The organism is Rhizobium sp. 11_C7_N12_5, from assembly GCF_051811145.1.
GTDB classification, from domain to species: Bacteria; Pseudomonadota; Alphaproteobacteria; order Rhizobiales; family Rhizobiaceae; genus Rhizobium; species Rhizobium lusitanum.
In genome coordinates, this window is the sequence record NZ_JBPWPY010000002.1 from 492554 (window position 1) to 505870 (window position 13317).

A 13317-nucleotide genomic window follows, 5' to 3' on the forward strand; every position below is an offset into this window, starting at 1 on the left:
ACAGTTTGCCGGCGGTTTCGGCCGCCGGCAATCCAAGTTGGTTTATCAAGCCGGGCACCAGCCTGGAGCCGATGCCCAGTTGATTGCTTAATTGCAGACGCGGACGCGCTCGTAGTGCCAACCGTCGTCATACTGGTTTTGAACCTCGCGGTTCTCCAGCCAGCATCTCGGCGGAGGTGCCTCGTAAACCGGGCCGCGGTTGGCAAGTGCGCCACCGACGATCAGGCCGCCGAGGAGACCTGCGGCGACGCCGCCTGCGATTGCACCACCATTGCCATGGTGATGATGGCGGCGCCAATCGTCATGTCCACGCCAGTCGCCCCGATAGGGCGGGCGCCCGTCATAATACTGCGCCTGTGCGTTGCTGACGGGCGCGAGTGCGCCGCCTACGACCGTAGCGGCCAGCAAAACCGTAAGAATTGTTTTCTTTATCATGACTACCTCCAAAGCAGTCTTCATGCTCAGCGAATGCGCGAGTCATTTATCTAACGTTCTAAGCATGATTATGTTCACCTGAATGTTTTATGAATGCGCCGTTCATCGGCGCTAAGCCTTTGAAAACCGGTGTCGGCGCTGTGATCTCGCGCCGCATTAATTGGTTGGAATGCGATCGTGCGTTGCCCTAATCCATTCGAGCGTCCGTGATTCGGGATCGGGATTGCGTGTGATGTCGGTGACGACGGCGGCGCTATCGGCGCCATTTTCGAACACGCCGGCAATGCGCGCGACGGTCAGCCCGCCGATCGCGACAAGAGGGATCTCGCGCAATTTGGCCTTCCATTGGCCGATGCGTTCCAGACCTTGCGGCGCCCAGGCCATCGCCTTGAGCACGGTGGGATAGATCGGACCGAGCGCGATGTAATCAGGATGCGCCGCAAGTGCTGTCGCCAGCTCCGCCTCGTCATGCGTCGATAGGCCCAGTTTCAAGCCGGCCGCGCGGATCGCGCCAAGATCGGCCGCCGCCAGATCCTCTTGACCCAGATGGATGAAATCGCAGCCTTCCTCGATGGCGAGTTTCCAATAGTCGTTGACGATCAATTGGCATCCATGTGCCGCGCAGACGGCCTTTGCCTGCCGGATGTCGGCGCGTATCTCCGCCGGCGGACGATCCTTTATGCGCAGTTGCACCAGCTTGACGCCGAGCGGCACCAGCCTTTCGATCCAGGCGGCACTATCGACGATCAGGTAGAACGGATCGAGCGTCATGCGAAAACCGCCTTTCCGATCACGGGCGTCGACGGCACCGCCATGTCGCGCGGCTCCAGCATGCCTGCGCCGAATGCTTGCCTGCCGGCATCGATCGCCTTCGCAAAGGCTTCCGCCATGGCAGCGGGATCGCCGGCGCCGGCAACTGCTGTGTTCAGCAGCACGGCATCGAAGCCGAGCTCCATGACGATGGCAGCGTGGGAGGGCCGGCCGATACCGGCGTCCACGATCAATGGAATATCGGGAAAATGCGCCCGCATCGAGCGAAGGGCGGAAAGATTGAGCGGTCCCGCCGCCGTTCCGATCGGCGCGCACCAGGGCATCAGCACCTTGCATCCAGCTTCGAGCAGCCGTTCGGCCACCACCAGATCGTCCGTCGTGTAGGGAAAGACCTCGAAACCTTCGCCGGAGAGAATGCGAGCTGCTTCGACGAGCGCAAACACGTCCGGCTGCAGCGTGTCGTGGTTGCCGATCACCTCCAGCTTGATCCAGTTGGTCTGAAACACCTCGCGCGCCATCTTCGCCGTCAGCACGGCCTCGGATGCGCCATGACAGCCGGCGGTATTGGGAAGAACGCGAGTGCCGAGCTCACGGATCATGTCGAAGAAAGCGCCGCCATTGCGCCCGCCGGCCGTTTCGCGGCGCAGCGACACGGTGAGGATCCCTGTCCCCGATCGCTTGACCGCTTCTGCGAGGACGATGGGCGAGGGATAACGCGCGGTGCCGAGAAGAAGGCGTGACTCTATTGGGGTTCCATAAAGATCAAGCATGGTTCAGCCTCCCTGCATTGGCGTCAGGATCTCGATCCTGTCGTTGTCGTTCAATGCATGGTCATCGCGGTCCTCTCGATGGACGACTTCGCCGTTGACGGCGGTCGCCAGCCAGTCGCCCTCATAGTCGAGTGCAGCCAGAAGTTGCGAAAGTGTGGCTGCGGCGATCGTCTGGGCTTCGCCATTGATGATCAGGCGCATCGGGAACTCCTTTGCTTTGTCTGTTCGGAAAGGACGAGATCGGCAGCCTCCGCCGCCATTGCCGGCGCGAGCAGGAAACCGTGGCGATAGAAACCATTGATCACGACGACTTTGCCTTCCCGCGTCACGCGCGGAAGATTGTCGGGGAAGGCGGGGCGGATACCGGCGCCGGTTTCGATGACGGCGGCGTCCGCAAAGGCAGGATGCAGCGCGTAGGCAGCATTCAGCAGTTCCATCAGCGAGCGTGCGCTGACCGGTCCATCGAATTCGGTCTCGATCATGGTCGCGCCGAGCATGAAAAGGCCGTTGCCGCGAGGAACGATATAGACGGGAAAGCGTGGATGCAGCAGGCGGATAGGCCGGGCAAGCGCGATTTCTTCCGTGCGCAGATAGAGCATTTCGCCGCGTACGCCGCGCAGATCCGGGGCGTGTCCGATACGGGCGGCGCCCGTGCAATCGACGATCTCGGAGAACTCGTCCTCGTTCACATCGTCACAGGTAAAGGCGACGCCCTTCGCCAATAATCCTTCTTTCAACGAATGCAACGCCCGGCGCGGATCGAGATGGGCTTCCTCAGGAAAGAACAGCCCCTGTCTGAAACGTCCGGCAAGGGCTGGCTCGAGTGTCGCGATATCGCTCTCCTCCACCCAGCGATAGCCGGCCGTGCGGCTGGCGAATCGCTTTAGTTCGCCGTGATCGCGCGTCGGCGCGACGACGAGCGTCCCATTGCGCACGACGTTACCCGGCAGGATCGCATTCCATCGGTCGGCGGCATCGCGGCCGAGCGTAAGCACGGCCTCATCGGCGCTTTCCCGCTCGCACCATGGCGCCAGCATGCCGCCGGCGAGCCAGGAAGCGGCATGATCGAAGTTCGGGCGGGGGTCGAAGATCGTCACTTCTGCGCCGCGAACGCGCAATTCATGCGCGACCGTGAGGCCGGCGACGCCGGCCCCTTTGACAAGGATACGCATCTCATTCGGCCGGATGCGCTGGCTTATCGATCGGCATGTAGAGATCGCCGCCTTCGCGATACTTTGCCGCCATCGCGTCCAGTCCCTCCTTCTGGGCCTCGGCGCGGATGTCGTGCGAGATCCGCATGGAGCAGAATTTCGGGCCGCACATCGAGCAGAAATGCGCCACCTTGTGGGCTTCCTTCGGCAAGGTCTCGTCGTGGAAGCTGCGGGCGGTGTCGGGATCGAGCGAAAGGTTGAACTGGTCTTCCCAGCGGAATTCGAATCGCGCCCGCGACAGGGCATCGTCGCGCAGTTGCGCCGCTGGATGTCCCTTGGCGAGATCGGCGGCATGAGCGGCGATCTTGTAGGTGATGACGCCGGTCTTGACGTCGTTGCGATCCGGCAGGCCGAGATGCTCTTTCGGCGTGACGTAGCAGAGCATCGCCGTGCCGAACCAGCCGATCATGGCAGCGCCTATCCCAGAGGTGATGTGGTCGTAACCCGGCGCGATATCGGTCGTCAGCGGCCCGAGCGTGTAGAAGGGCGCCTCGCCGCAGACCGCGAGCTGCTTGTCCATGTTTTCCTTGATCTTGTGCATCGGCACATGGCCGGGCCCTTCGATCATCACCTGGCAATCCTTGGCCCAGGCGATCTTCGTCAGCTCACCGAGCGTCTCGAGCTCGGCAAATTGCGCCGCATCGTTGGCATCGGCGATCGAGCCGGGGCGAAGGCCGTCACCCAGCGAGAAGGAGACGTCATAGGCGCGGCAGATATCGCAGATCTCCTCGAAATGCTCGTAGAGGAAGCTCTCGCGGTGATGATGGAGACACCATTTGGCCATGATCGAGCCGCCGCGCGAGACGATGCCGGTGACGCGATTGACTGTCAGCGGGATGTAGTGAAGCCGCACGCCGGCATGGATGGTGAAATAGTCGACGCCCTGTTCGGCCTGTTCGATCAACGTGTCGCGATAGACCTCCCAGGTCAGGTTCTCGGCAACGCCTTCGACCTTCTCCAGCGCCTGATAGAGCGGCACGGTGCCGATCGGCAGCGGCGAATTGCGGATGATCCACTCGCGGATATTGTGGATGTTGCGGCCGGTGGAGAGATCCATGACGGTATCGGCACCCCAGCGGGCGGCCCAGACCATCTTCTCGACCTCTTCCGCCATCGAGGAGGTAACGGCGGAGTTGCCGATATTGGCATTGATCTTCACCAGGAAGTTCCGGCCGATGATCATCGGCTCTGCCTCCGGGTGATTGATGTTGGCGGGAATGATCGCCCGTCCGGCGGCGACTTCCTGCCGGACGAATTCCGGTGTTACATGATCGGGAATATGCGCGCCGAAGCTCTCGCCGTCGCGGACCAAGGCTTCGGCCTTTGCCTTGCGGCCGAGATTTTCGCGAATGGCGATGAATTCCATCTCCGGGGTGATGATGCCGGCCCGCGCATAGGCAAGCTGCGTGACAGCCTTGCCGTCCCTGGCGCGCAGCGGCTGGCGGCGCCCGGGAAATTCGGGGGTCAGCCGATCGGCACTGACGAAGCCGTTGTCCTCAGGGCGCACATGGCGGCCCTCATAGGCTTCGACATCGCCACGAGCGAGCACCCAGTCACGACGGAGCCCGGCAAGTCCCTGCTCGATGCGGATTTCGGCCCCCTCGACAGTATAGGGGCCGGAGGAATCGTAGACGACGACGGGCGGCTCGCCTGCCGTCGGATGAACGCTGATCTCGCGCATCGGCACGCGGATGTCGGAATGGATGTCTCCCGGAATGTAGATCTTCCGGGATGCCGGCAGCGGGCCGGTGGTGACGGTTGGGGTGAGGTTTTTTGCGGCAATGGTCATGGTTTGAGGCTCCAAGTTGCATTTGGAGACCCAGTCAATCAGCCGGAATGATGAAAAGACGCCGGCTGTGGATTCCACGCGTGAATCCGAAGCCTTCGAGCGCTTGCACCGTCCCTACGCCAGTATGAACTGGATCAGGTTCAACGGGTCACTGCGCCACAACAGGCAAAGCCGTATTGTCCAGCAGTATCTCAGCCCCTTGTCGGGACCCCCCTGGTGAATATCGGGAGGCTATGCTCTCCCCTCCGTCTCTGTCAACCCCGCAGCCAAGATCGCGGTCGCTGTCTGTGATCTTCCTCCGGCCGCTCCGGCATAGACCCGCCTTAGTAGCGGGGCGCCGTGTTGCCAACGAAGCGATGAGCGCCGGTATGGGTAAGCTTGCTGGCGGTATCGAGCCAGATCTTGCCGCCAAGCGCCCGCCAGCGATGGCAGAAGGCGAAATCCTCGCTCAAATAAATGCCCGTCCCTTCCTCGATCATGCATTCGAAGAGAGCGTATTGAGTCGCAGGCGAACGTTTGGTGCCGGGATAGGCATGGATGGCGCTGTAGCGCAGATCGGGATAGGCTGCGGTCATCGTCTTGATGACTTCACGTTTGATGAGCAGCATGCCGGTGCCCGCATAGATAGCACTGACAAAATCACCATCGCGTTCGCTGCTCTGGCCGACCAGCGGCGTGCCGACATAATGCAGAGCTGCGGCATTGAGTGACTCGCCGGTGCGCGTGGTTGCGCGCGCCGCACTATCCCAGTCGTAATCCTTGATGGGGTACATGGCCGCGACGACATCCTTGTCCGCATTCAGCAGCCGCATTACCTGCTCGGGCTCGAAACTGATGTCCGCGTCGATGAACAGCATATGCGTCGCCGCCGTGTCGTTCAGGAAGGAGGATACCAGCGTGTTGCGGCTGCGGGTGATCAGCGCATCATTGCCGAGGAGTGCAAGCGTCAATTGTATGCCGGCCTGCGCGCCGACCTGCATCAGGGAAAAGATGGATTGCATATAATCCTTGGCAACAAGTCCGCCGAAACAGGGTGTCGCTATGAAGATCAGCCGATTCTCGGTCATTCGCTGTTGGGCCCTTTCCGGTAGCGCGCGAGTCGCAAGAATCTAGGGAGATTCAACATTTCTGTGTGTACCGAATTATTGAATTTTGTTTCTGGAGAGTTTCCGAACGTTGTTGACGGAAGCCGGGATGATTGCCGGGGGCGTGCGAAAATGGCGGGTTAGGTCGCGGGGCTTCCGGATTGGCCACCGATGTCGATGCCGCGCTCGGCCGTGGGCACTTCCGCCGGCCCCAAAAACGCGCCTTTCCGCCATCAATGAATGGGTCCACGCCTGTCCCGCTGCCCGCAGTTGCATTTAAGCAACAGATGCCAAGACTAACGTTACGGTCGGTTTCACATAATTGACAAACATACTGTCCGTTTGTAAATCGGATGCAGGACATAAGCTGTCTTACGGTCGAGTATTCGGCCGGATCGGTAGGGGCATTTCATGACCGTTGCCGCGAGATCAATTATGGAGGTGAGAGGGGACTCAAGCCAACATCAGGTGCGTATTTGCCGGGCTACTTGGTCGCGTTTAGACCGACCGGCTTTCGAGGTGATATTCCAGCTCTGCACTCGCGGAAAACTAGAAATGCATATTACAACCAGGAGTTTAATATGAACCTGAAAAGTCTTCTTCTCGGCTCGGCTGCTGCGCTGGCGGCAGTATCCGGCGCTCATGCGGCCGACGCTATCGTTGCCGCTGAACCGGAGCCGCTCGAATACGTTCGCATCTGCGACGCCTACGGTGCTGGCTACTTCTTCATTCCGGGCACCGAAACCTGCCTCAAGGTCGGCGGCCGTGTCCGTACCGAAGGCGAATGGTACGATGCTTACAACCCGAACAGCAAGGTCGGTACGCTGTGGCACACTCGTGCCGAGCTCAGCCTCGACACCGCGACCGACACCGAATACGGTCCGCTGAAGACCAATACGGTTATCCGTTGGGATTGGAGCGATGGCAACTCCACCTCCACGAAGCTGCTGTTTGCCAACATCAGCCTCGGCGGCTTCCTCGTCGGTAAGGCCGACTCGCAGTACAACTCCTACATTGGTTATGCTGGCGACGTCATCAACGACGACGTGATCTATGACGGCCCGTACGAACTGAACCAGTTGACCTACAACTACGATGCAGGCAACGGCTTCACGGCTATGGTCTCCGTCGAAGACAGCAACTCCAGCGGCTCGGGCGCTTCCTACGGCTCCAGCTGGTGGACGGACGACAAGTCCAACCACTACGCTCCCGACGTTGTTGCCGGTGCCGGCTTCAAGTCTGGCGCATGGGGCTTCAAGGTCGTCGGTGGTTATGACTCCATCGTCGAAGAAGGCGCTGTCAAGGCTCGCGTCGATGCCGACTTCGGTATGTTCTCGGCCTTCTTGATGGGTGGCTGGAACACGGACGGCGACAAGCTCAACAAGTATGCCGGCACTAACCTTGATCGTTCTGCTTGCCCCGTTAACGATCCGTCGAAGTGCGGCTGGGGTGACTGGGCAGTTTGGGGCGGCGTTGGCGTTCCGATCAACGAAAAGCTGAAGTGGAACCTCCAGCTCGCCTACACCGACTCGAAGATCTTTGCTGCGACCACGAACCTCAAGTTCAACCCGGTCAAGAACCTGCTTATCGAGCCGGAAGTCTCCTATACCGATTTCGATTCTGTGAACCAGGATCAGTGGGCCGGTATTCTGCGCTTCGAGCGCAGCTTCTAATCCTAAGTTACCTGGCCTCGTGCCAGGTAATAGAAGCCTGATGTTTCCAATCCGTCGGGCTTCTTACACTGATCGGTTGACCTCCGATCAAAGAGGAAGGATCCGGCTTTCCCTCCGGATCCTTCTTGATTTAAAGGGCCAATGTCGCCATCCCGCGCGTCTGGACCGACGGGAACCAGGTTTTCAATACCATCTTGATAAACATCTGTCCGCAAGGGACGAGCTGGAAATCGCCCCTGTCGAGCGTCCATTCCGTGATCAACCCGCCGATGACGGCGGTCAGTGAGGAGGCAGCCGTATCCGGCGTCCAGGGTGCGGGTAGCTTCGTGTTCGCATCCATCAAGGTAAATATTCTCGCGAAGTGTTCGTGCATATCGTGCCGGAAGGAACTCGCGCGGTTCGTGGTTCCATCGCAGAACGCCATGTCGAGATGCATCATAACCTTCAGCATGCTGCGTTTGCGCGGATCGTACTGAATATCCTCGAACACCGTTGCAATCGCATCCGCCACAAGATCGAGCGGATTTGGCGGCAATTCCTTCGACATCCGCTCCGCCAATTCCTGGAATGGCTGCTGTGCCTCATCCCGGATCGCGAACATCAATCCCTGCTTGTTCTTGAAATGCCAATGAACCGCTCCCCGCGTAACACCGGCTGCTGCGGCTATCTCCTCCAGGCTGACATTTTCGTATCCCTTGTCGAGAAACAGAGCCTTCGCGGAATGTAGGATTTCGCTCCGGGTTTCTGCCGCCTCCTCCTTAGTGCGCCTCATTCGGTTCTCCACATAAGCCAATATTCAAGCTGTGCCCCTTTTTTATATGTCGCTCCATCAACGCCGTTTCGGTACTGGTCCTCCCTTATACCAGCAACAGCCACAACGCAGCAAAGCTTAGATATTCCCTAAAAATCGACGAAGGAAAACGTACTGAGGCGTATTCGTCAAGCTCCTATAAGCCACGCGCAAGTTTCCTTGTGCAGTTTGGGCGTGTTGGGAAGTGCAAAATCGAAAAATGTGCAGATGCCGATAGCGCCATGATGGCGATCGCTCGCCTTGGACATCCTTGAATTCATTACTCCCGGAAACGGCCCATTCGCCCGATCGCAGGGGCATGGCGAGTTTGATCTCCAGCATTCGGCAATCCCATCCGCCCATATCGATGTCGAAGTCAGGCCGCCGCAGTCACGCGATCCGGCATGACATCCTGTTCAAGTCGCATACGCGTAAAGCATTCAAGTCCCTCTCAACGCTCGTATTCGGAGGCCCCATGACGAGCATTACCTCAGTCTTATCAAATAACTACTATCCATATCGGACATCCCAGTCGACGTCGTCCTCATCGGACGATTCGGTCGCGTCCATACTGTCCGGCAGCTCATCCAGCAGTTCTTCCAGCACGAGTTCGTCGTCATCAACCGACCAATCTCAGATCGCTTCGGCCGAGCAGCTGGTTGCCCAGCTGATGAATATCATCCTCAACTTGCAGTCTGGCAACGGCAGTGACAGCTCCACGTCAGACTCGGAGAGTGATTCCACCAGCGCGACGTCGAGCACTCAGCAGTCTTCCGCGACCAGCAGCCAGAGCAGCAAGCAAAGCGATATGATGCGCGCCATGGATACCGATGGCGATGGCAATATCAGCGAGGCGGAATTCGTTGCCGCTCGTCCGTCCGATGTCAGCGAGGACCAGGCAACGCAGTTGTTCAAAAGCTTCGACACGAAGAACACCGGCTCGCTTACCGAATCGCAGCTGGCAAGCGCCATGCAGTCGGGCCAGCAGCCTCCTCCTCCGCCGCCTCAGGGCAGCCAGTCGAGTGACGACCAGCTCTCCAGCATGTTCTCCTCCATGGATACCAATGGCGACGGCAGTGTCAGCGAAACCGAGTTCGTTGCAACTCGCCCGTCCGACGTGAGCGAGGATCAGGCAACAGCGCTATTCAAGAGTCTCGATACCTCCGGTTCGGGATCGCTGACGCAGAGCCAGTTCGAATCGGCCATGAAGGCGCAACAGCAGCCGCAGATGCCTGATTTCGGCGGCCTTTATGCGTCCACTGACCAGGAGCAGACGGACGAACTGCTGTCCCTCTGATCGAAAGTGACCTTTCGCATCCGATCATGCGAACGGGCCGCCCGCTTGAACAAGAGACGTTGGGGCTTCCCTGTCCAAGCGGGCCGGCTTTTAAAGAACTTCCCCTATGAATGAGGCATTCCTGCAGCCCATCCTCTTATGGACGAGGGCCTGACGCCGCACGATCTCCGATTCTCTGGAAAGCCGCCTTGTTCTCAGTGCTGCCCGCGACAGAGGTGCCGCGCTCGCAAACGGAAAAGCAAAAATCGATGATATCAGAGCGACGGATTTCGTCGCGCGAAGCGTTCAACCATTGAGAACCTATGCTCGATATCGAAGGGAAGACACGCTGTCGGAGACGTTTCGATCGGATTGGCGTCGCTCGCCGGGACTGACGGATAGGCTAAGTACCCTTGTCAAATGCAGGGAACGGGGGTGCTATGCGATCATCTCACGAAACCGGGACGACGGCGATTGTCGATGAAATGGGATCGCGTGCCCAGGAGTGGCGATCCGGACGAGGATCTGCTCGGTCGCATCGCTGCCGGTGACGTTCCGGCGATGCGCCTGATGGTCGCGCGGCAGCTGCCGCGGATTCTGTCCGTGGCCACCCGCATGCTTGGCGATGCCGCCGAAGCCGAGGATATCGCGCAGGAAACATTTCTGCGTGTGTGGCGGAACGCCGGAGGCTGGCGCCAGCGCGATGCCCTCTTCAGCACTTGGGTCCATCGCGTGGCGATCAACCTCTGCTACGATCACCTGCGTCGGCGCAAGGATGTGTTTGCCGAGCACCCGCCCGACCTCGAATATGAGGGTCCGGCGCCGGACGCCGGCTTGATGAGCGAGGATGACCCATCGCGGCGCGTGGAGCGGGCCATGCAGATGATTGCTCCCCGGCAGCGCGAGGCGATCGTCCTGGTCTACTATCAGGGGCTGTCGAATGCGGAGGCGGCGGCGATCATGGACGTTAGCGTGGATGCGCTGGAAAGCCTGCTTGCGCGTGGAAGGCGCTCCTTGCAGTTGCTGTTATTGAAGGAACAGAGCGATGGCTGAACATATGGCGGGTCCGATGAGTGCCGAGCGGTTCGCTGAAATGGTCGACGCCTATGGCGGCGACATCGGCCGATGGCCGCAAGATGAGCGCGCGGCCGCACGCGCCCATGCCAGGAGTGCCGAGGCAGCCGGCATGCTCGAACGTGCAGCGGACCTCGATTCGCTGCTCGACACATACGTCCTCAAAGCTGGCCACGAAGGCTTGGACGGCCGGATAGTCGCAAAATTTGTCCACCGCTCGAGGATGAGGAACTTGTTTCGCTTCGGTTCCGCCGGCATCGGTCTTGTCGGCATCGGCATTGCGGGCGCTCTCGCCGGCAGTATCGCCATCGCCATTTTGGCGCCCAGCCTCACGTCGGACACCGTCATCGCATCGGATGGGACCGCCACCATGTTCGGCGATGTCGGGCCGGATGCGGCGATAAGGCAGGACAGCCAATGACAGACCGCAGCTTTCGAATATTGGTCATATCTCTGCTGGTGCTGAACACCTTCCTGATCGGAGCATTGGCAGGCGGAGGACTGACATGGATCCGCAACTCGCAGGCACGCGCCGCCATGATGCCTTTGGCAGGCGAGCAACTGCCTTCGTCGCAGAGGAAAGCGCTGCGCGCGGCGCTGAACGAAGCGCGGAAAGACCAGCGCCCGACCATTCTCGAGGCGCAGCAGGCCAAAATAGATGCTGCGTCCATTCTAGGGCAACCGACATTGGATACGGAGGCACTGTCGGCCGCCTTGGCGCGAGCGCGCAATGCCGACATCGCCCTGCGGACGAAGCTCGAGGAACGCGCCGTCGATTTCGCGGCAACGCTTTCCTATGACGAACGCCGCGCTCTTGCCGAAAGCCTGATCCGCCGCGGCGTTCCCAAAGCCGCCGCCACAAAATGATCACACTTGCCCACCGACGGATCGGAAAGATGCTCGCGTTTAAGGAGCATGTCTGATGCAGGAGTTGGCAGGAACATGGCTCAGCAATCGAATGATGTTTATGCCGCGCTCGCTCTTTCCCGGTTCGGGCTAGGAGCGGACCATAACGGCATCGCGTCGATCCTGTCGGATCCGCGCGGCGCTTTGCTTGAAGAGATCACCGAACGCTTCGTCCCGGTTCCGGTCGGGCCGCAATTGCAGTCCACAGCCGATCTTCTCGTTGCTCTCTACGCTTTCCAGGAGCAGCGAAAGGAAGCCCGGCAGCAGGCCGTTGCGGCCGTTACACCGCAGCAGGACAAACCGGCGCCAGCCCCGCAGCAGGGTCCTCAACTCCCCGGCTCGACGAGCGCCCAGCCCGGCGCCCAGGAGATGGCAGCGACAATGACCAAGGCGGTCGAGAAGCTGGAGAAGCCTTCGGCCCCCTATCTTCCGCAGCAGATCCTGCTGGCGGAGGCGGATGCACGTTTCAACGGCACCATCCGGCAGCCGCTGATCGGTTTCGGCGAACGGCTGGCCATGTTCTGGGCAAACCATTTCGCCGTCGCGATCTCCAAGAGCGAGGAATGCCACATTCTTGCCGGTGCGTTCGAGCGGGAGGTTATCCGTCCACATGTCTTCGGGCGGTTCTCAGACATGCTGCTTGCGGTCGAAACCCATCCGGCCATGCTCGGCTATCTCGACAACCAGCAGTCGATCGGGCCGAATTCGAAGGCCAATGCCAACAAGAAGCGTGGCCTCAACGAAAATCTTGCCCGCGAGACGCTGGAGTTGCATACGCTGGGCGTCAATGGTGGCTACACGCAGACCGACGTGACGACGCTTGCGAAGATCATCACCGGCTGGACGGTGGCGCGGGCGGAGGGGAAGCTCGGCACGCCTGGCACGTTCGTCTTCAACGCGGCTGCCCACGAGCCGGGCGACCAGACGTTGCTCGGCTTGACCTATGCCGACAACGGCGTCGGGCAGGGGCGGGAGGCGCTGCGTGACCTTGCCCGCCATCCGGCAACCGCGCAGCATATCGCCACCAAGCTCGTCCGGCATTTTATCGCCGACGTGCCGCCGCCGGCGCTCGTGCAGACGGTTGCGGCAACCTTCACCAAGACGGATGGTGATCTCTCCGCGGTCTATCGCGCCCTGCTCGGCTCTGAAGAGGCTTGGAACCCGGCGCTTGCCAAGGTCCGCTCACCGCTGGAATTCATGGCCGCTCTTCTGAGGGCCAGCGGCGAGACGCCGAAGCCGAATGTCATTCTCGGCACCCTGACCGCCATGGGCCAACCGTTTTGGGCGCCGGCCGGCCCGAACGGCTTTGCAGACACTGCCGATGTCTGGGCTTCCAGCGAGAGCCTTAGCATGCGGATGGATGTCGCCAATATGATCGCCAATGCGGCATCGCCGCAAGGAGATCCAAGGCGCTTCGTTTCGGACAGTCTCGGCCCGCTTCTCTCAAATGAAACGCTGCAGGCGGTATCGCGTGCGGAAACCCGGAACCAGGGCTTTGCGATCGCCTATCTTTCCCCCGAATTTCAAAGGCGCTGAC

The 13317-nt window shown here is 60.3% G+C and carries 14 protein-coding genes and 1 riboswitch; of the genes, 6 read left to right on the plus strand and 8 right to left on the minus strand.

Annotated features, from left to right (window positions below; genetic code table 11):
- Positions 1–87 precede the first annotated feature (87 nt).
- The 7 genes from AB8B29_RS21415 to AB8B29_RS21445 all read right to left on the minus strand — a co-directional run bounded on the left by AB8B29_RS21415 (position 88) and on the right by AB8B29_RS21445 (position 6043).
- Positions 88–435, minus strand: coding sequence for a hypothetical protein (locus AB8B29_RS21415; RefSeq protein WP_037192265.1), 348 nt, complete (start codon positions 433–435; stop codon positions 88–90).
- 156 nt (positions 436–591) lie between these two features.
- Positions 592–1206 carry a thiamine phosphate synthase gene (locus AB8B29_RS21420; protein ID WP_037192263.1) on the minus strand — a complete coding sequence of 205 codons (615 nt, stop codon included), beginning with the start codon at positions 1204–1206 and terminating at the stop codon, positions 592–594.
- The gene (locus AB8B29_RS21425) at positions 1203–1976 is read right to left on the minus strand and encodes a thiazole synthase (protein WP_037192260.1); all 774 of its coding nucleotides are present in this window, start codon (positions 1974–1976) and stop codon (positions 1203–1205) included. The genes AB8B29_RS21420 and AB8B29_RS21425 overlap by 4 nt, the downstream gene beginning before the upstream one ends.
- A gap of 3 nt (positions 1977–1979) precedes the next feature.
- Positions 1980–2177, minus strand: coding sequence for a sulfur carrier protein ThiS (gene thiS, locus AB8B29_RS21430; RefSeq protein WP_037192258.1), 198 nt, complete (start codon positions 2175–2177; stop codon positions 1980–1982).
- Positions 2168–3148, minus strand: a complete 981-nt coding sequence (gene thiO, locus AB8B29_RS21435; protein ID WP_037192256.1) for a glycine oxidase ThiO — start codon at positions 3146–3148, stop codon at positions 2168–2170. The genes thiS and thiO overlap by 10 nt, the downstream gene beginning before the upstream one ends.
- 1 nt (position 3149) lies before the next feature.
- Positions 3150–4976 (minus strand): phosphomethylpyrimidine synthase ThiC, encoded by a 1827-nt coding sequence (gene thiC / locus AB8B29_RS21440; protein WP_037192254.1) that lies wholly within the window; start codon positions 4974–4976, stop codon positions 3150–3152.
- A 93-nt stretch (positions 4977–5069) separates the two neighbouring features.
- A riboswitch (TPP riboswitch) is annotated at positions 5070–5201 on the minus strand.
- Positions 5202–5299: 98 nt separating this feature from the next.
- Positions 5300–6043, minus strand: a complete 744-nt coding sequence (locus AB8B29_RS21445) for a hypothetical protein (protein WP_037192252.1) — start codon at positions 6041–6043, stop codon at positions 5300–5302.
- A 599-nt stretch (positions 6044–6642) separates the two neighbouring features.
- On the opposite strand from AB8B29_RS21445, the gene AB8B29_RS21450 reads away from it, so the two are divergent.
- Complete coding sequence (locus AB8B29_RS21450) at positions 6643–7734, plus strand: porin (protein WP_037192250.1); 1092 nt, start codon at positions 6643–6645, stop codon at positions 7732–7734.
- Between the two features lie 130 nt (positions 7735–7864).
- On the opposite strand, the gene AB8B29_RS21455 is transcribed toward AB8B29_RS21450, so the two are convergent.
- Positions 7865–8506, minus strand: coding sequence for a TetR family transcriptional regulator (locus AB8B29_RS21455; protein WP_037192247.1), 642 nt, complete (start codon positions 8504–8506; stop codon positions 7865–7867).
- Between the two features lie 688 nt (positions 8507–9194).
- Here AB8B29_RS21455 and AB8B29_RS21460 point away from each other — a divergent pair.
- The 5 genes from AB8B29_RS21460 to AB8B29_RS21480 all read left to right on the plus strand — a co-directional run bounded on the left by AB8B29_RS21460 (position 9195) and on the right by AB8B29_RS21480 (position 13316).
- A complete protein-coding gene (locus AB8B29_RS21460; RefSeq protein WP_245297460.1) occupies positions 9195–9821 on the plus strand; it encodes an EF-hand domain-containing protein in 627 nt (208 codons plus the stop codon).
- Positions 9822–10220: 399 nt separating this feature from the next.
- A complete protein-coding gene (locus AB8B29_RS21465) occupies positions 10221–10853 on the plus strand; it encodes an RNA polymerase sigma factor (RefSeq protein ID WP_081938685.1) in 633 nt (210 codons plus the stop codon).
- On the plus strand, positions 10846–11295 hold the full coding sequence (locus AB8B29_RS21470) for a hypothetical protein (RefSeq protein WP_037192243.1): 450 nt from the start codon (positions 10846–10848) through the stop codon (positions 11293–11295). The genes AB8B29_RS21465 and AB8B29_RS21470 overlap by 8 nt, the downstream gene beginning before the upstream one ends.
- The gene (locus AB8B29_RS21475; RefSeq protein WP_037192241.1) at positions 11292–11741 is read left to right on the plus strand and encodes a periplasmic heavy metal sensor; all 450 of its coding nucleotides are present in this window, start codon (positions 11292–11294) and stop codon (positions 11739–11741) included. The genes AB8B29_RS21470 and AB8B29_RS21475 overlap by 4 nt, the downstream gene beginning before the upstream one ends.
- A gap of 75 nt (positions 11742–11816) precedes the next feature.
- Positions 11817–13316: a DUF1800 domain-containing protein gene (locus AB8B29_RS21480; RefSeq protein WP_037192237.1), complete on the plus strand. Its 1500-nt coding sequence runs from the start codon at positions 11817–11819 to the stop codon at positions 13314–13316.
- Position 13317 lies beyond the last annotated feature (1 nt).

Bases quoted from the DNA above. Each gene is read 5' to 3' on its own strand.
- AB8B29_RS21475 (WP_037192241.1), top strand. From the start codon at position 11,292: ATGACAGACCGCAGCTTTCGAATATTGGTCATATCTCTGCTGGTGCTG.
- AB8B29_RS21470 (WP_037192243.1), top strand. From the start codon at position 10,846: ATGGCTGAACATATGGCGGGTCCGATGAGTGCCGAGCGGTTCGCTGAA.
- AB8B29_RS21465 (WP_081938685.1), top strand. From the start codon at position 10,221: ATGCAGGGAACGGGGGTGCTATGCGATCATCTCACGAAACCGGGACGA.
- AB8B29_RS21425 (WP_037192260.1), bottom strand. From the start codon at position 1,976: ATGCTTGATCTTTATGGAACCCCAATAGAGTCACGCCTTCTTCTCGGC.
- AB8B29_RS21420 (WP_037192263.1), bottom strand. From the start codon at position 1,206: ATGACGCTCGATCCGTTCTACCTGATCGTCGATAGTGCCGCCTGGATC.
- AB8B29_RS21445 (WP_037192252.1), bottom strand. From the start codon at position 6,043: ATGACCGAGAATCGGCTGATCTTCATAGCGACACCCTGTTTCGGCGGA.
- thiO (WP_037192256.1), bottom strand. From the start codon at position 3,148: ATGCGTATCCTTGTCAAAGGGGCCGGCGTCGCCGGCCTCACGGTCGCG.
- AB8B29_RS21455 (WP_037192247.1), bottom strand. From the start codon at position 8,506: ATGAGGCGCACTAAGGAGGAGGCGGCAGAAACCCGGAGCGAAATCCTA.
- thiC (WP_037192254.1), bottom strand. From the start codon at position 4,976: ATGACCATTGCCGCAAAAAACCTCACCCCAACCGTCACCACCGGCCCG.
- AB8B29_RS21480 (WP_037192237.1), top strand. From the start codon at position 11,817: ATGGCTCAGCAATCGAATGATGTTTATGCCGCGCTCGCTCTTTCCCGG.
- AB8B29_RS21450 (WP_037192250.1), top strand. From the start codon at position 6,643: ATGAACCTGAAAAGTCTTCTTCTCGGCTCGGCTGCTGCGCTGGCGGCA.
- AB8B29_RS21460 (WP_245297460.1), top strand. From the start codon at position 9,195: ATGAATATCATCCTCAACTTGCAGTCTGGCAACGGCAGTGACAGCTCC.
- thiS (WP_037192258.1), bottom strand. From the start codon at position 2,177: ATGCGCCTGATCATCAATGGCGAAGCCCAGACGATCGCCGCAGCCACA.
- AB8B29_RS21415 (WP_037192265.1), bottom strand. From the start codon at position 435: ATGATAAAGAAAACAATTCTTACGGTTTTGCTGGCCGCTACGGTCGTA.